At 44.3% G+C, this 18,233-nt stretch carries 7 protein-coding genes and 2 pseudogenes; 8 read left to right on the forward strand and 1 reads right to left on the reverse strand.

From position 1 onward, the window contains the following. Nucleotides 1-145: 145 nt before the first annotated feature. The 8 genes and pseudogenes from ITJ87_RS06400 to ITJ87_RS06435 form a co-directional block, all read left to right on the forward strand. Nucleotides 146-3,085, forward strand: a pseudogene (locus ITJ87_RS06400) (SusC/RagA family TonB-linked outer membrane protein); the annotation flags it as partial. Nucleotides 3,086-3,103: 18 nt separating this feature from the next. After that, complete coding sequence (locus ITJ87_RS06405; protein ID WP_005824584.1) at nt 3,104-4,564, forward strand: RagB/SusD family nutrient uptake outer membrane protein; 1,461 nt, start codon at nt 3,104-3,106, stop codon at nt 4,562-4,564. Nucleotides 4,565-5,522: 958 nt separating this feature from the next. Further along, nucleotides 5,523-8,534 (forward strand): annotated as a pseudogene (locus tag ITJ87_RS06410) (SusC/RagA family TonB-linked outer membrane protein); the annotation flags it as partial. 25 nt (nt 8,535-8,559) lie between these two features. Further along, entirely contained in the window at nt 8,560-10,188 is a 1,629-nt protein-coding gene (locus ITJ87_RS06415; RefSeq protein ID WP_227186358.1) for a RagB/SusD family nutrient uptake outer membrane protein, read from the forward strand. 31 nt (nt 10,189-10,219) lie between these two features. Then, nucleotides 10,220-10,996, forward strand: coding sequence for a hypothetical protein (locus tag ITJ87_RS06420; protein ID WP_196096318.1), 777 nt, complete (start codon nt 10,220-10,222; stop codon nt 10,994-10,996). A 187-nt stretch (nt 10,997-11,183) separates the two neighbouring features. Then, complete coding sequence (gene hflX / locus ITJ87_RS06425) at nt 11,184-12,440, forward strand: GTPase HflX (RefSeq protein WP_195690837.1); 1,257 nt, start codon at nt 11,184-11,186, stop codon at nt 12,438-12,440. A 108-nt stretch (nt 12,441-12,548) separates the two neighbouring features. Continuing rightward, entirely contained in the window at nt 12,549-14,540 is a 1,992-nt protein-coding gene (locus tag ITJ87_RS06430; protein WP_172726707.1) for a DUF4954 family protein, read from the forward strand. A gap of 132 nt (nt 14,541-14,672) precedes the next feature. Further along, on the forward strand, nt 14,673-16,313 hold the full coding sequence (locus tag ITJ87_RS06435) for a fumarate hydratase (RefSeq protein WP_005824254.1): 1,641 nt from the start codon (nt 14,673-14,675) through the stop codon (nt 16,311-16,313). Nucleotides 16,314-16,589: 276 nt separating this feature from the next. On the opposite strand, the gene ITJ87_RS06440 is transcribed toward ITJ87_RS06435, so the two are convergent. Further along, entirely contained in the window at nt 16,590-18,230 is a 1,641-nt protein-coding gene (locus ITJ87_RS06440; RefSeq protein WP_117599266.1) for an amino acid permease, read from the reverse strand. Nucleotides 18,231-18,233 lie beyond the last annotated feature (3 nt).

Consider the following 18,233-nt stretch of genomic DNA (forward strand, 5'->3'; position numbering starts at 1 on the left):
ATAGTATCACAGCAGTAAGGTTTTATGCGTTGCCCCCCCCCATACACATACCTTGTGAGAAAGGAAATTTCGCTATAGTTATTTCTAGCACATAGCATAATTATCTGATTATTAACAAAATAAGCAAAAGTGTAGTTCCGCGAAAACTCTGCTAATTTCGTATGTTGGTATGCAAACGCAAGAGGTGGCTGTCGCACCTTCTTTAAGAGTCATCTTAAAGTCCGACAGTGAAATTCTTGATGAAGTAACAGTCATAGCTTATGGTACTGCAAAGAAGAACTCACTAACAGGTTCTGTTGCTACTATCAAATCCAGTGATATGGAAAAGCTTCCAGTTACTTCATTTGAGAAAGCATTACAAGGATTGTCTCCTGGACTGCAGATCGCAAGTGTCTCCGGTCAACCGGGTTCGTCTACACAGGTACGTATTCGTGGTATCGGGTCTATGTCTGCCTCAAGTACCCCACTTTATGTTATAGATGGAGTTGCTATTGAAGCTGCAAACTTAAGTGAAGTTGCAAATACCAGTAAATATGGGACAAGTGCAAATCCACTTTCAAACTTAAATCCGAATGATATTGAGTCTATTACCATCTTAAAAGATGCTTCTGCTGCTTCTCTGTACGGATCACGTGCGGCCAATGGTGTTATTCTGATTACAACGAAGCAGGGTAAAAAAGGACAAGCCAAGGTTAGCTTTAAAGCTCAAATGTCATCTTCCAAACTCCCTTCTGGTGGTTATAATTTGATGAATGCCTCCGAACATTATGCTCTGTATTATGGAGGCTTCTATAATAATAATATTGCTAAAGGCATGTCCTCAGAAGAAGCTTCTGCTGCAGCCAACAAATCCACACAAAGCATGTATGGGCGAAATCCATATAATGTTGCTAACCCTCTGGATGCTTCTGGCGACTTGACATCTGGCGCTCAATTGATGATTGATACCGATTGGTTGGATGAAGTCTTCAGAACCGGGATGTCACAAGAATACGATATCAGTGTAAATGGAGGAAACGAGAAATCAAAATACTTCATTTCTATGGGATATATGAATCAAGAGGGTATTGTGATTGGTTCGGATTTTGAACGATATTCAGGTCGTGCAAATGTCTCAACAGAAATTAAACCTTGGTTCAGTATGGGTATCAATTCCACTTTCTCTTTGGCAAAACAAAACACTCCTGTAGGTGGAGGTGGCGGTGCTAGTCCTTTGACTAATGGTATTTTCCTACCCAATGCTGTTCCAGTATATGATTTGGATGAAAATTTCCAAATGCAATATGATGAGAATGGCAAACCTCTTTATAACTTCAAGAATCCCATATTTCAGGATATGAATGTTATATCATTTGCACAAACTGACAAATATGCAACTAACACATACCGTGTTTTGGTAAATCCCTACGTGGATTTCAACTTTTATGGAGTTCATTGGAAAACAAGTCTTTCATATGATTATATCAATTTGGATGAAACGCAATGGTATAATGCGGAGCATGGTAATGGTAAAGCTGCACAAGGACGCTTGTACAAATATGCCATTTGGAACAACACTTTTGGATTGACCAGTACATTAAATTATAATTTCAACATAAAGGAAGACCATCACTTCTCGGTATTGGCTGGTTATGAAATCTATAATAAAGAGTACAAGCGCACTTATGCACAAGGAACAAAATTTCCAATTGGTGGTTTGACAGAGCTGAATGTAGCTGCTACTCCGCAAGAAGTAGGTTCTGTAACAGGTAAAGAGCGCATGCTTTCTTATTTTGGTCGATTAAATTATGATTATCAGAATAAATATTTTGCCTCATTCAGTATCCGCTCCGATGGTTCTTCACGTTTTGCACCGGGACATCGTTATGGTACATTTTGGAGTGTCGGATTAAATTGGCGTATCAGCGAAGAAAACTTCATGAAAGATATTACTTGGCTCGATGACTTGAAACTGCGTGCCAGCTATGGTACTTCAGGTAACAAAACATCTGATTACTTATATGGTTATCAAGCCTTCTATGAAGGTGGAGCCAATTATAACGGAGAGTCTGGCTTCAGACATTCTCAATTAGCAAATCCTGATTTGTCATGGGAAAAATCCAAAAACTTCAATGTGGGGTTGGATTTTGCAGTACTTAACAGTCGCCTGCATGGATCCATTGACTATTATATCAAAAACTCTGATGAACTGTTATTGGAAAAACCTTTAGCCGGTTCTACGGGGTTGGACATAATTATGTCTAATTTGGGTGGTATGCGCAACTCTGGTATAGAAGTAGATTTGCATTCCCTAAATATTCAAGCCGGAGACTTTAATTGGGGAACCGACTTCAATATCTCTTTTAACAAGAATGAAATCACTTCTTATCCCGAAGAACAGGAAGTTGTTGGTACAAAAGTTCGTACGGTAGGCTACAGCCTTTATGAATTTTACATGCAAGAATGGGCCGGAGTAGATAAAGAAACCGGTGCTCCACTTTGGTATAAAGACGTAAAAGATGATAAAGGTAATCCGACAGGTGAAAGAACTACCACTTCAACTTACTCTACTGCAGACAAATACAAACTTGGTTCTGCACTTCCCAATGTATTTGGAGGTTTGAATAACACATTTACATTTAAAGGATTAGACCTTTCATTCCTCTTTACTTATAGTTTTGGAGGAAAGATATATGATGCGTACGAAGCCAATTTGCTGAATGATGGTAACAACAACGGTTATCAAGCCATCAAAGATCAAGCGAATTATTGGACAAAAGAGAATCCAAACGCTCCGAATCCTGCATTCTTGCCCAATAACACTTCAAGTTCTCATTCTACATCAAGCCGCTATTTGCACGATGCAGATTTCATTAAATTTAAAAATATCAACTTAGGTTATACTCTACCAAAAAAATGGACACAGAAGATACAGTTGGAGACAGTACGTTTCTTTGGAAGTCTGGAGAATATCTGTGTATGGAACTTGGATGGTAGTTTCAAAGGTTACGATGTGGAATTGGGAGGTGTAACCGGAGTATTGGACGGTGCAGGTACGGTTCCATTGCCTCGTACAATCTTATTTGGTATAAATGTTGGTTTCTAATTTAAAATTGAGATTACGATGAATAGAATAAAGCAAACTATAATAGCACTTGCAATAGGTCTTAGCTTGGCAAATTGCGGTGATGATTTTTTGGATACTACTTCTTCGGACCAAATGTCCGATTCTAACACCTTTACTACGATAGACGGTGCGCAGCAAGTGTTGACCGGTGCTTATGACTGGTTGACCAATGGCTGGTTGGCTCATATGACCAACCAATATATTTTCTTCTTGCCTGACATTATGGGAGATGACGCATTGGTGACACCTGACCCCAACTACAATTATGGACGTTTTGTGTCTCCTTATCAATATACAGTTTCTCCAGGAAGTACCTATACTGATGACCCGTGGAAGGGATGTTACAGTATCATAGATAATACGAATGCCATTTTGGATAATATCGGAAACCTGGCAGAAAGTGCAGAGCGTAACAGAATTGAAGGTGAAGCGCTATCTCTAAGAGCTTATACTTATCATTTCTTAGTAAGAATGTATGCCAAACCTGTAAACAAGTACCCGGATAATCCGAGCATAATTTTACGTATTTCTTCTGGAACAGAAGACCTTCCTCGTGCTACGGTAAAAGATGTGTATAATCAGCTTGTCGTTGACATGGAAAAAGCATGTGGATTGTTGGACCAGCATTCTTCTTCATCCAAGGCATATATCGGTGCGAATGCTGCTCATGGAATTCTTGCACGTTTGTATTTGGATTTAGGTGATGAAACAAATGGCATCAAACATGCCAATGCTGCATTGAAAGGTGTTAATTTGATGAATACGGCAGTTTACACAGCTGATTTCTGTGAAGTTAACTCAGAAACACTTTGGGCTTTCGAATGTCCAACTGATGATAATCAATTCTATCTTTCATTACCCTCTTTCTGGTATTTGTGTGGAGATGATTATGAAGATGCTGTTATTGGTTATAGCTCATTACGAGTTTCAAAGGCTTTGATTAATCTAATGGAAGATAAAGATATACGCAAAACTCAGTTCCCGAAAGATTCTGAAATAAACGATTATATCAGTGAAACAGGATACTTGACAACAAAGATTCATAGTCGTAACAATGAAATGGGACAAGGCTCTTTCAATATGTTGCGTGGTTCTGAGATGTATCTTATTATTGCTGAATTAGCTGCTGACAAACAGCATTATGATGTGGCTAAAGAAGCATTAAATGTTGTTCGGATAGCTCGTGGATTGGATAAATATAGTGGAACGGATGCCGGTTTAGCAGATGAGATACAACAAGAAAGAAGGCGTGAATTATTTGCAGAGGGACATCGCCTATTCGACATGAAACGTAGAGGTTTGGCATTGACAAGAACTGGAGTTGACGGACACGATTTGTGGACCAGTCAATTAGACCTTCCTGCTGGTTCTGATAGATTTGAATTACCTATTCCGCAAGCAGAGATTGATGCTAATGGAGAACTGACAAATAATGATCAGAATCCTGCTTATAAATAAGTCTGTAAGAAGGAGTATATCTGATTTCTGAACTTTCAAAACATCTCTATTTGATAGGGTGTTTTCTAAATAAAGTGTTTTAAAAGCCGTTCACTGTGAAGTAAGCGGCTTTTGTTATTCTATCTTTTCCACTTTATTTCTGCAACAATCATTTCCAAATAGGACGTATAGAAATCTGCTGCCGGGGATTAACGGTTATTTCTTCCTCGTCTTCCAAAGTGATGCCAATGGAGAGATTAAAAGTATACCGGCACGTATCATACTGCATAGACTTTATGGAGAAGAGCTGAAACGATAAAAATATCCTCTCTTCAATAAACAGCAAACCTGAATTGTCTGCACGACACGGGAGTCAGCGCGGATTACAAAAGTACATTCTTTATTCCCCTGAATTATAAAAATATATCCACTCAGTCTTCGTTATTCTATGTAGACTATATTCTCTTACAAGAAGACTTCCTCATTACGTTTTTGACATGCTCCAAACAGTAGTTTTTCATAGCTATAGAATTCTTTACTCCAATTACTTTGTATTTGGAATAATCTCCATTTATAAGATAGAGACAATTACATGGTGTTCTATGTATAAAATGGATAAATAGGTAGGATAGTATTTATGTAACCATTATAAATTCAATAGTATTTTACATAAGGGTTTACATTCTCATAGATGGAATAAACAACACGAGTAAATAATTGACAAAAAGCAACTAAATGATAGATATTGACAAAGCCCTTCTAGTTTTTGAGAAAAAAGATCCTAACGTTATGATTATAGCACATCAGTACAGAATTAAACCCTTCAAATCAGGATATTACCATTACAAATAGTATCATATAAGTAGATTGTCATTTACAGTGGATATGTATAGAGTATCTTCTCTAGAGGAATACTTTATTTCAGGAGCTCTTTTTGTTTATTTTATATTGCTTATTATCAACAATATAGACATAATGTAGTTCCGCGAAAACTCTGGTGATTTCTTATATTGGTATGCAGACGCAGGAAGTAGCGATAAAACCCAGCTTAAAAGTGGTGATGAAGTCTGATACTGAGATGCTTGATGAGGTAATGGTGGTTGCTTTTGGTACAGCAAAAAAGTCTGCATTTACGGGTTCGGCCAAGGTGGTTGGTACCGAAAAGCTGGAGCAGTCGCAAGTAACGAATGTTACCGATGCTTTGGCTGGTGCTGTGCCGGGTGTGACATTGACTTCTAATGACGGTGCTCCGGGTTCAAAATCGTCCATTAAGATTCGTGGCTTTAGTTCTATCAATGCAAAGAATGACCCTCTGATTATTGTGGACGGCGCTCCTTATAGCGGTGACATTAATAATATCAATCCTAACGACGTTGAGTCAATGACAGTATTGAAGGATGCAGCTTCCAATGCTCTTTACGGTGCTCGTGGTGCTAATGGTGTAATTATCATCACTACCAAAAGAGCCAATATGTCGGGAGAGGCTAAGGTGACTTTTGATGCTAAGTGGGGTGCTAACACTCGAGCGTTGCAGAAATATGAAGTGATTGACAATCCTGGCATGTACTACGAGATGCATTATCGTGCCATGAACAATTATTATAAGTCAACGGGAATGAATGACCAAGCTGCATGGCTTGAGGCTAACAAGAATCTGTTTGGCTCCAACGGTGGATTGGGATACAATGTATATACGGTTCCCGATGGGCAATTCCTCATCGGTCAGAACGGTAAGCTTAATCCCAACGCCACATTGGGTAGAGTTGTGAATTATAAAGGACGTGACTATCTGCTGACTCCGGATGATTGGGAAGATGTGGGAATGCGTACCGGTCTGCGTCAGGAATACAACTTCTCGGTGAGCGCAGCCAATGAAAAGTCTTCTTTCTATGTTTCTTTAGGTTATCTTGGAAATGAGGGTATCACTGAAGGCTCTGACCTGAAACGTTTGACAGGCCGTTTGAAAGCCGACTATCAGGCAAAGAAGTGGTTGAAGATTGGTGGTAATGTGGGATATGCACGTTTTGATTCCAACTCGTTGAGTAACAATGGTACCAGCTCGTCTACCGGTAATATATGGGCGTTTGTTACCCAAATGGCTCCCATCTATCCCGCCTACGTGCGTAATGCTGACGGTAGCATCATGGTGGATAATAATGGTATTGGAATGATGGACTACGGTAGTGGTATCAATGCAGGTATGCAGCGTCCTTTCATTGCTGATGCCAACCCTATTCTAGACAATAAACTAAATACCAGAAACTCTGAAGGAAATGCCATTAACGCCAACGCCTTTGTAGATATAACTCCTATAGAAGGCCTGAAGGTGACATTCAATGGTGCTTTCAACTTGGATGAGACACGTTTTTCTTACGTGTACAATCCCTACTACGGACAGTTTGACTCCACCGGAGGTACAGTGAGCAAGTATCATACACGTACTTACGATTACAACTTGCAACAACTTGTTTCTTATGCCCGTTCGTTTGGTGATAATAACTTCGACATCCTTTTGGGGCACGAATATTATGATTACCGTTATTACTTCCTGGCTGCCAGCAAGTCGCAGATGTTTTCTCAAGAAAATACAGAACTGGACGGTGCCATTATCGACGGACAAGGTGCTTCTTCCTATAAAGAGCGTCGTAACAATGAAGGTTTCTTCGGCCGTTTGCAATACAATTATGACGAACGCATCTTCGGCTCGGCTTCTTTGCGTCGTGATGCTTCCAGCCGTTTCCATCCAGACCATCGCTGGGGTACATTTTGGTCGGCAGGTGGTGCATGGCTCATCAACAAAGAAAGCTGGTTTGATGCTTCTTGGGTGCAGGAACTGAAGCTGAAGGCTTCTATTGGTTCACAAGGTAATGACAATATCGGTGACTTCCTCTATACGGATAGATTTAACATTATCAACTCTAACAATAGCCTTGGTACTTCATTTAAATCTAAGGGTACTAAAGACATCACTTGGGAAACCAACACTAACTTCAATATCGGTGCGGAGTTCCAGTTGTGGAACCGTGTGACCGGTAGCATCGAGTACTACAGACGTAAGACTTCGGATATGTTGTTCTCATTTACCGTGGCTCCATCATTGGGTTATGCTTCCTATATGGACAACGTTGGTAACATGGTCAATAGTGGTGTGGAAATGGACTTCAATGTGAATATCTTCGATACACGTAACTTTACGTGGGACGTAAGTTTGAACATTTCAACTTTGAAGAACCGTATTACGATGCTTGACCCTGATAAGTTGATCACTACTGAATATACAGCTGATGGAAAAGGATATAAGGGCTATTCTAACGGAAGCTTCTTCATTGGTGAAGACTTGTCTATGTTTACATGGCGCTTGAAGGAGTATGCCGGAGTGAATGAAAAAGGTGAGTCTTTGTTCTATAAAAATGTCAAGGACGAGGCCGGCAATATTACCGGACGTGAAACAACTACGAATCATGCTGAGGCCGACTATTACATTACAGAAGAAAGCTCAATTCCTAAGGTGTATGGTGGTTTCGGCACCAAACTGAAAGTCTATGGCGTGGACTTCGGCATTAACTTCACTTACCAGATTGGCGGTAAGCAATATGATGGTACGTATGCTTACTTCATGTCGTCACCTTATGGTACGGCCGGCTACAACTACCATAAGGATTTGCTGAACTCATGGACTCCTGAGAATACAAATACCAATATTCCGCGTTTCCAGATGAACGACCAATATTCAGGAGCAATGTCTACACGCTTCTTGACAAACGCAAGCTTCTTGAATATCCAGAATATTAATGTGGGCTACACGTTGCCTTCCAAGTGGACAAAGAAGTTGGCCATCAACTCATTGCGCGTGTATATGTCGGCAGAGAATGTTTTCTATTGGTCTAAACGTAAAGGGTTCGACCCGCGTCAGTCATACGACGAGACAACCAATGCTACTTTCTATTCACCGATGCGTACCATTTCCGGTGGTGTGTCATTTGAGTTCTAAACCTAATATATAGATTACAATGATTATGAAGAAGAATATATTCAAACTATTTTCGGTTATGGTCGTATCGGCCACGGTATTGACCGGCTGTATAGAAGAGGTTTTTCCCGAAGATTCTACAGCGACCTCCGATCAGATTGGTGCATCAGCTACAGCGATTAAGGCTTCGCTTAATGGCTTGCCATCGCAAATGGTACAAGGTTATCTGGTGTACGGTAAGCAAACCCATGAGACCGACCTTGCTTATCCCTCATTGATGTTGGCCCAGACAGAACTGCTGGGTGATGTTGTGGCTACGGATTACGGGTATGATTGGTGGTGGCGCTTCAATGCCAATAATGGTATGAACGATACCGGCTATTATTCATATTTGCCTTACTTCACCCTATATAAGTTCGTTAAATCGGCCAATGACGTGATTGCGGCCGTTGATGTGACTGATCCCACGATTAGCGATGAAATGCGTGGACTTGGAAGTATAGCTCATGCTTTCCGTGCATTGGATTATTATACACTGATGGTGCTTTTCGAACCGGTAGAAAATATCTATACCGATTGTAGCAAGGTGCTGGGATTGACGGTGCCCATCGTTACTGAGGCAACCACTAACGACATTGCGAAGAACAATCCGCGTGCAACCCACGAAGAATTGGTGAATTTCATTCTTGCCGATCTTGACAAGGCAGAAATAGGTCTGGAGTCTTATACACCTGTTAGTAAGAACTTTCCCGACTTGGCGGTCGTATATGGTCTGAAGGCTAAAGTATATATGTGGGATGGTCAGTTTGCTAAAGCTGCCGAGTATGCTCGCAAGGCTATTGATAAGTCGGGAGCAACACCTATGAACGAATCACAGTGGCATAATCCAACTACCGGTTTCAATACGGCTACTTCTGCATGGATGTGGTACCTTCACCCCACGGCTTCCAACATGGGTAACCTTGCTAATTTTATCGGTCACATTTCCAATGAAGCGGATTGGGGATATGCTTCTTTGTCTAAGCTCCAGATGGCACGTTCACTTTATGACGCGATTCCTGCTACCGATTTCCGCAAATATTCCTACCTTGACCCGGACAGAAGTGCTTACGCTTACCAGTCGGTGAGAGGCAATGCATGGCTGGATGAACAGCCGGATTATATGTCATTGAAGTTCCGTCCCGTGGGTGGTGACTATAACACTTATTCTGTGGGTGCGGCTGCAGATATTCCCGTGATGCGTGTGGAAGAGATGTATCTCATAGAGGCTGAAGCAGTAGGTGCCAGCCAGAATGTGGCAGCAGGTGTACAGCTGTTGAATAACTTTATGAAGCAGTACCGCCAGAGCAATTACAATTTCAGTACGGGTGATTTGCGTAATTTCCAACTTGAGGTGTTGAAGCAGATGCGTATCGAGTTCTGGGGTGAGGGAATCGCATTCCCCACGGCTAAACGTCTGAAACCGGATGTCATTCAGAATTATGAGGGTACCAACTTTATAGAAGATATCTTCAAGATAAATTGTAAAGGTGTGAAGCCCAACTGGACATTGATGATTCCTAAGACCGAGGTCGATTCAAATACCGCCCTTCAGGGAATGAACAATCCGGACCCATCTGGTGCTATTCCTACACGTCCTACTCCGATAGGAACATTTGCACCGGGTAACAATTAACCAATGAACTAACTTTTAATAGAATTTGTATATGAATAAGATATTCAATAAATTGTTTTTGGGCTTGGCCGTATGCGGTTTGGCTATGACGGCTTGTTCAGACGGTGTGGAGTGGGAGCCTTCTCCGGTTCCTACCGAGGGTGTACAAGCTTATATTTATGCTGATAACACTGATTTGACTTATTATCCGAATGATGAACAGGTTTTTGTGGTCAAAATCGGCCGTCAGAAAACAGATGCGGCTGCATCTATTCACTTGACTACAGATGCCGAGAACGTAACAGTGCCGACAACGGTTGATTTTGCTGCCGGTGAAGCACTCAAAGAAGTAAAGATTGCATTTGACATAGCTGTGGGTACTACTGCATCTTATACTATTACCATTCCTGAAGAAGATTCCTACGTTTATGGTTCACCCAAGGTGACGGTCAATATAAAGCGTGACTATACTTGGCTCAATATAGGTACAGGCTACTATACATTTCAATTATTTGGCGAGGGTTGGGATCAACCGGTGCTGAAGGCTAAAGAGGCTAATATCTATAAGCTGGAAGATTGCATTACGAAAGGATATCCCATCATGTTTACACTAAGCGATGACAATCAAGAACTGATAGGTTGGGATCCTCAACCTACTGGTTATGACAAGACGGACTATGGTATGCTATACTTTGCAGCAGCAGGTATGGAGCGTAAAGGAAACGTGTTGTCTTTCCCGATGCAGGGCTTGGTAGTACTTGACAGTGGTAAATGGGGAGTACTGTATCAGGGATTCACGGAAACGTTGGAGATGCCGGAAGGGTTCTGATTATTCTGGCAATTAGATAACATGTAATTTGAAATGGCATGTAAGATGAAGTTCGACTTCATTTTACATGCCATTTTTCTATTGTGTCTGTTTTTATTTTATTCCCCTTTTTAAGGCGCTTCCGCCAAAATTATTTATATTTGCTGCCCGAACCAACAATACGTATATATAATAAGGTATAGAAACTATGAAAGAATTTGTAATCTCCGAAGTGCAGGCAGAAACAGCGGTATTGGTAGGTCTTGTCACGAAGACTCAGGATGAGCGTAAGACCAACGAATACCTGGACGAGCTTGCATTCTTGGCTGAGACAGCCGGGGCGGAAGTAGTAAAGCGGTTTACCCAAAAGCTGGACCAGGCGCATTCCGTGACCTACGTCGGTAAGGGCAAGCTGGAAGAAATCAGAGAGTATATCCGGAATGAAGAAGAAGCCGAACGTGAAGTCGGCATGGTGATTTTTGACGATGAACTTTCTGCGAAACAGATACGTAACATTGAAGCGGAGCTGAAGATTAAGATATTGGACCGTACTTCGCTCATTCTCGATATTTTTGCCATGCGTGCCCAGACTGCCAATGCAAAAACGCAGGTGGAGCTGGCGCAATACAAGTATATGCTTCCTCGTCTGCAACGTTTGTGGACTCACTTGGAACGCCAGGGTGGTGGCTCCGGTGCCGGTGGAGGTAAAGGTTCCGTGGGACTTCGCGGTCCGGGTGAAACGCAGCTGGAAATGGACCGCCGTATCATCTTGAACCGTATGTCATTGTTGAAGGAACGCTTGGCTGAGATTGACAAGCAGAAGTCTACCCAGCGGAAGAACCGCGGACGCTTGATTCGTGTGGCATTGGTGGGATATACCAATGTAGGAAAATCCACATTGATGACTTTGCTTTCGAAAAGTGAAGTCTTTGCCGAGAACAAGCTGTTTGCCACGTTGGATACTACGGTGCGTAAGGTGATTATTGAGAACCTGCCGTTCCTGCTATCCGATACAGTGGGCTTTATCCGTAAATTGCCGACGGATTTGGTAGACTCCTTTAAGTCTACTCTGGACGAGGTACGCGAGGCGGACTTGCTGTTGCATATCGTAGACATCTCTCATCCGGATTTTGAAGAACAGATAGAAGTTGTGAACAAGACGTTGGCAGATATCGGTGCCGCCGGTAAGCCCATGATTCTTGTATTCAATAAGATAGACGCTTATACCTATATAGAGAAAGCGGCTGACGACCTTACCCCCAGAACCAAGGAAAACTTGACACTCGAAGAACTGATGAAGACGTGGATGGCTAAGATGGAGGATAACTGCCTCTTTATTTCTGCCCGCGAAAAAATCAATATGGAGGAACTGAAGAGTGTGGTTTATCAGCGTGTGAAGGAATTGCACGTGCGGAAGTACCCCTATAATGACTTTCTTTATCAGACTTACGAAGAAGAAGTTTAATTTTAGTTGTGAGTTGTAAGTTATGAGTTATTTGCTGGCAGCGGTTTGAATCGGTAGTGCCGGCAAAGGCAATGACTTATAACTCATAACTCATAACTCGTTATAAGGATGAATTACAGAAGACTGACCGAAGATGAAATTCTCCGGTTGAAGAGCCAGTCGTGTCTGGCTGATGATTGGGGGAAAGTAACCGTTGCAGAAGAGTTCTCAACGGAATTTGTGCATCATACCCGTTTCTCGGGCGAGGTGCGTTTGGGAGTGTTCCATTCAGAATTTATGTTGCCGGGAGGAATCAGGAAGCATTCCGGTTTGCGGCATGTGACGTTGCATAATGTAACGGTGGGAGATAACTGTTGCATTGAGAATATCCAGAACTATATTGCCAATTATGAAATAGGGCATGATACTTTTATTGAGAATGTGGATATTATTCTGGTAGACGGTGTGTCGAAGTTCGGTAACGGGGTAGAAGTGTCTGTCCTGAATGAGACGGGAGGCCGTGAGGTGTTGATTAATGATAAACTCTCCGCACACCAAGCCTATATTCTGGCGCTTTACCGCCATCGTCCGGAACTGATTACACGGATGAAGGAAATCACGGATTTTTATTCCAACAAACATGCTTCTGCTGTAGGAAGCATCGGGAACCATGTAATGATATTGAACACCGGTTCCATAAAGAATGTGCGCATCGGTGATTATTGCCGCATCTGTGGTACATGCCGTCTGTATAACGGAAGCATCAACAGCAACGAGGTGGCGCCGGTACACATCGGGCATGGGGTGATTTGTGATGATTTCATCATCTCTACCGGGTCTCATGTAGATGACGGAGCTATGCTGAGCCGCTGCTTCGTGGGGCAGGCATGCAAGTTGGGACACAACTACTCTGCCTCGGATTCTTTGTTTTTCAGCAACTGCCAGGGAGAGAACGGGGAGGCGTGCGCTATTTTTGCCGGACCTTATACGGTGACACATCATAAATCCACGTTGCTGATTGCCGGTATGTTTTCCTTTATGAATGCCGGTTCGGGGTCCAATCAGAGCAACCATATGTATAAGTTAGGGCCTATCCATCAAGGCACTTTGGAGCGTGGTGCCAAGACGACTTCCGATTCGTACATCTTGTGGCCTGCAAGGGTGGGGGCGTTCTCCTTGGTAATGGGGCGCCACGTCAACCATTCTGATACTTCGAACCTGCCGTTCTCTTACTTGATAGAGCAGAATAATACCACCTACCTTGTACCCGGTGTCAACCTGCGTAGTGTGGGTACCATCCGTGATGCCCAGAAGTGGCCGAAACGTGACGGGCGTACCGACCCGAACAAACTGGATTACATCAACTATAATCTTCTCAGCCCCTACACGGTGCAGAAAATGTTCAAGGGACGGGAAACGTTGCAGAATCTGCGTCATGCCAGTGGCGAGCTTTCGGACATCTATTCTTTCCATAGTGCGAAGATACGTAACTCGGCTTTGGTGAAAGGTATCCGCTTCTATGAAATAGCCATTCATAAGTTCCTCGGAAACTCTGTCATCAAGCGCTTGGAAGGCATTGACTTCCGGAGCAATGAAGAAATACGTGCCCGTTTGAAGCCCGATACTGCCATTGGCAGCGGCGAATGGGTGGATATTTCCGGATTGATAGCCCCAAAGAGTGAGATAGATGCGCTGATAGACGGTATTGAGTCCGGCAAAGTCAATCGCTTGAAGTCTATCAATGCCGAGTTTGAGAAGATGCACAGCAACTACTATACCTACGAATGGACCTGGGCGTATGAGAAGTTGGAAGAGTTCTATGGTATCAAGCCGGAAGGTATGACGGCAGAAGACGTCATACATATTGTCGAAAAATGGAAAGAAGCAGTAGTTGGCCTCGACCGCATGGTGTATGAGGATGCTAAGAAAGAATTTTCACTGGCTTCCATGACGGGCTTTGGAGCCGATGGCTCACGCTTGGAAAAGGAACTCGACTTTGAGCAGGTACGCGGCGACTTTGAAAGCAATCCGTTTGTAATGGCTGTGCTGAAACACATTGAGGTGAAGACGGCGCTGGGCGATGAACTGATAGGGCGGATGCAGCGGGTGTCAGAAAATTAATTATGATTTGTTGCGTTTTTACTCTAATTAAAGAATTATTTCAATAATAGTTTTTACCTTTGCTCGGTAAAGGCGGTTTTGTGCTGCCTTTACTACCCGAATCACTTTTAAACATTAAATATACGAGTAATTATGGCAACAACACCTCCGTTCAAGTATCAGCCCATGTTCGAGAAGGGGAAAGATACTACTGAGTATTATCTGCTTACGAAAGATTACGTGTCAGTAAGCGAGTTTGAAGGAAAACCTATCCTGAAGATTGAAAAAGAAGGTTTGACGGCAATGGCCAATGCGGCTTTCCGTGATGTATCGTTCATGTTGCGTCGTTCGCACAATGAGCAGGTTGCTAAGATTCTGAGTGACCCCGAAGCCAGCGATAACGATAAATACGTGGCACTCACCTTCCTGCGCAATGCAGAGGTAGCATCCAAGGGGGTACTTCCTTTCTGCCAGGATACGGGTACGGCAATCATCCACGGTGAAAAGGGACAGCAAGTATGGACCGGCTACTGTGATGAAGAAGCTCTCTCACTGGGTGTTTACAAGACTTATACCGAAGAGAACCTGCGCTATTCGCAGAATGCTCCCCTCACCATGTACGATGAGGTGAATACGAAGTGCAACCTTCCCGCACAGATTGACATCGAAGCTACGGAAGGTATGGAGTACGAGTTCCTCTGCGTAACCAAGGGTGGTGGCTCTGCCAACAAGACTTATCTCTACCAGGAGACAAAGGCTATCCTCAACCCCGAAACATTGGTTCCCTTCCTTATCTCAAAAATCAAGACTTTGGGTACGGCAGCTTGTCCTCCCTATCACATCGCATTCGTTATCGGCGGTACCTCTGCCGAAAAGAACTTGCTGACTGTGAAACTGGCTTCCACCCACTTCTACGATAACCTACCCACTACCGGCAATGAGTTCGGCCGCGCTTTCCGCGATGTGGAACTGGAGAAGCTGGTACTGGAAGAAGCTCATAAGATTGGCCTCGGTGCCCAGTTCGGCGGCAAGTATCTGGCTCACGACATCCGCATCATCCGCCTGCCGCGTCACGGTGCGTCCTGCCCCGTGGGTCTGGGTGTTTCCTGCTCTGCCGACCGTAACATCAAGTGTAAAATCAATAAAGAAGGTATCTGGATTGAAAAGCTCGACAGCAATCCGGGTGAACTGATTCCCGAAGAACTCCGTAAGGCCGGTGAAGGCGACGTGGTGAAGATTGACTTGAACCAGCCGATGGCCGATATTCTGAAGGAACTGACCAAGTATCCGGTTTCCACCCGTTTGTCTCTGAATGGAACCATCATCGTAGGCCGTGACATCGCACACGCCAAGCTGAAAGAACGTCTGGACCGTGGCGAAGACCTGCCGCAGTACATCAAAGACCATCCCATCTACTACGCCGGTCCTGCCAAGACTCCTCAAGGCATGGCTTGCGGCTCCATGGGCCCGACTACTGCCGGACGTATGGACCCGTATGTAGACCTCTTCCAAAGCCACGGCGGCAGCATGATTATGCTTGCCAAAGGTAACCGCAGCCAGCAAGTGACAGATGCCTGCCAAAAGTATGGCGGTTTCTACTTGGGCTCTATCGGTGGTCCTGCCGCTATCTTGGCACAGAACAACATCAAGAGCATCGAGTGCGTGGAATATCCCGAGCTCGGTATGGAAGCTATCTGGAAGATTGAGGTGGAGAACTTCCCTGCATTCATCTTGGTGGACGATAAGGGCAACGACTTCTTCAAGCAACTGAAGCCTTGGAATTGCAGCAAATAAGAACTTATTTATACGATATGGAAAAGCCGTTCCGGAGATAATTCCGTGAACGGCTTTTCTGTATTGAAAATTAATACTTTGTGGCTTCCTATGGGGCAGAGACGGTTGTTTCTTTTCATGAGAACTGTTGTTTCTCTTGATGGAAAGTCTTTCTTTCTATCGCTGTTTGTGAGGCATTCCCACATCATGCTGGTTATCTTATTGGCTTTAATCCAAACAATGGGGTTTCTACAGACATGATGATTTCGGGTGAAGGCTGGAATGCCTTTAAGCTTATTATCTCCTCCAGATTCTCCACATATAGTAAGCGCAGTGCGTGAATGCGAAAACAAACGAGATAATCAGCAGCACTTTGCTTTCTCCCCATCCCACAGTCTGTTGGTGCCACAACCCGGTGATGACGCAAAGAACGGCAAGGATAAGTCCAATCATGTTCAAGGCAACCTGCCCGTGGCGGGTGTCGCCTCCATGCTCCAGCTTACTGTGCTTCATGCCGTAGCCTACATAGATATCCAGACCGATGAGCATCCACAGTACTAGGCGTATCCATGTATCGGCAGGAAGGAACAGCATCATGCAAAGGCAAGTAAGAATACCCAGTATGGGGATAAGTGGAACAAGTGGGGTTTTAAAGGAACGGGGCACGTCGGGCATGGTTCTACGTACTACCAGTACAGCGGCACAGACCAGCGTGAAGGCCATCAGCGTGCCGATGCTTGTCATCTCCCCGGCCAGCCGTGCGGGTACAAAAGCTGCCAGCAGGCCCACAAGTACCATGAAGAGCAGGTTGCTGCGTGCTGGAGTACGGAACTTTTCGTTGATATGCGAGAAGAAAGGAGGCAGCAGCCCGTCGTGGCTCATGCTTAGGAATACGCGGCTCTGTCCCAGCAACGTCACCATGATGACGGAGCAATACCCGAACAGAATGGACAGCACGATGGCACGGTTCAGCCAGGGATAGTCCGGCTGGATGATACCTGCAGCATCAGCCTGCCCCATGTGCTCTATGGCTATGGCAACGGGAGCAATGCCTTGCTGTCCGCTGAAGGCGGTGTAGTGTGCCACTCCCGTCATGACGTGGGCAAAAACCATATAGAGCACGGTGCATACCAGCAAGGAGACCAGAATGCCGATAGGCATGTTCCGCTTCGGGTTCTTCGTCTCTTGGGCGGCTGTGCTCACAGCGTCGAACCCGAGGAAGGCGAAGAATACGATGGCCGCCCCTCGCAGGATGCCGGAGAAGCCATATTCGCCCAGCACGCCCGTATTGGCAGGGATGTAAGGTGTATAGTTGTCGGTATTGATGTATTTCCAGCCGAGTATGACAAAAATCAGTATGACGGAAACCTTCAGGAATACAATGAAGCCGTTGAAGATGGAGCTGCCTTCCGTGCCCCGTATCAGGAAGAGGCTCATCAGCACTACGATAAGGAAGGCGGGGATATTTACGATTCCACCATCCCAGGGACAGGCGGTGAGGGCTTGCGGTAGATGTATGTCCAGTCCCTCGAGAAAGACGACCAGATAGCGGCTCCAACTGATGCTTACTGTGGTTGCGGCTACGGTGTATTCCAATACCAGGTCCCACCCGATAATCCAGGCGATGAGTTCGCCCATCGTGGCATACGAGTAGGTGTATGCGCTGCCGGCTACGGGTATCATGGACGCAAATTCCGCATAACACAGTCCGGCGAAGCAGCATCCCAGTGCGGCAATGGCAAAGGACAGTGTGATGGCCGGTCCCGTATAGCCTGCCGCCACCGTTCCGGTGATGGAGAATAGACCCGCTCCGATGATGACTCCCACGCCCAGGGCAACAAGGCTCCACGGACCAAGTACACGTTTCAATGTTTTCTTTCCGGAGGCATTAGCCTCCGCTTGCAGTGCCTCGAATGGCTTTCTGATGAATAATCCCATTAT

The sequence above is a fragment of the Bacteroides sp. HF-162 genome (assembly GCF_015679285.1).
Classification (GTDB): domain Bacteria; phylum Bacteroidota; class Bacteroidia; order Bacteroidales; family Bacteroidaceae; genus Bacteroides; species Bacteroides uniformis.

Bases quoted from the DNA above. Each gene is read 5' to 3' on its own strand.
- ITJ87_RS06405 (WP_005824584.1), top strand. From the start codon at position 3,104: ATGAATAGAATAAAGCAAACTATAATAGCACTTGCAATAGGTCTTAGC.
- ITJ87_RS06415 (WP_227186358.1), top strand. From the start codon at position 8,560: ATGAAGAAGAATATATTCAAACTATTTTCGGTTATGGTCGTATCGGCC.
- ITJ87_RS06420 (WP_196096318.1), top strand. From the start codon at position 10,220: ATGAATAAGATATTCAATAAATTGTTTTTGGGCTTGGCCGTATGCGGT.
- hflX (WP_195690837.1), top strand. From the start codon at position 11,184: ATGAAAGAATTTGTAATCTCCGAAGTGCAGGCAGAAACAGCGGTATTG.
- ITJ87_RS06430 (WP_172726707.1), top strand. From the start codon at position 12,549: ATGAATTACAGAAGACTGACCGAAGATGAAATTCTCCGGTTGAAGAGC.
- ITJ87_RS06435 (WP_005824254.1), top strand. From the start codon at position 14,673: ATGGCAACAACACCTCCGTTCAAGTATCAGCCCATGTTCGAGAAGGGG.
- ITJ87_RS06440 (WP_117599266.1), bottom strand. From the start codon at position 18,230: ATGGGATTATTCATCAGAAAGCCATTCGAGGCACTGCAAGCGGAGGCT.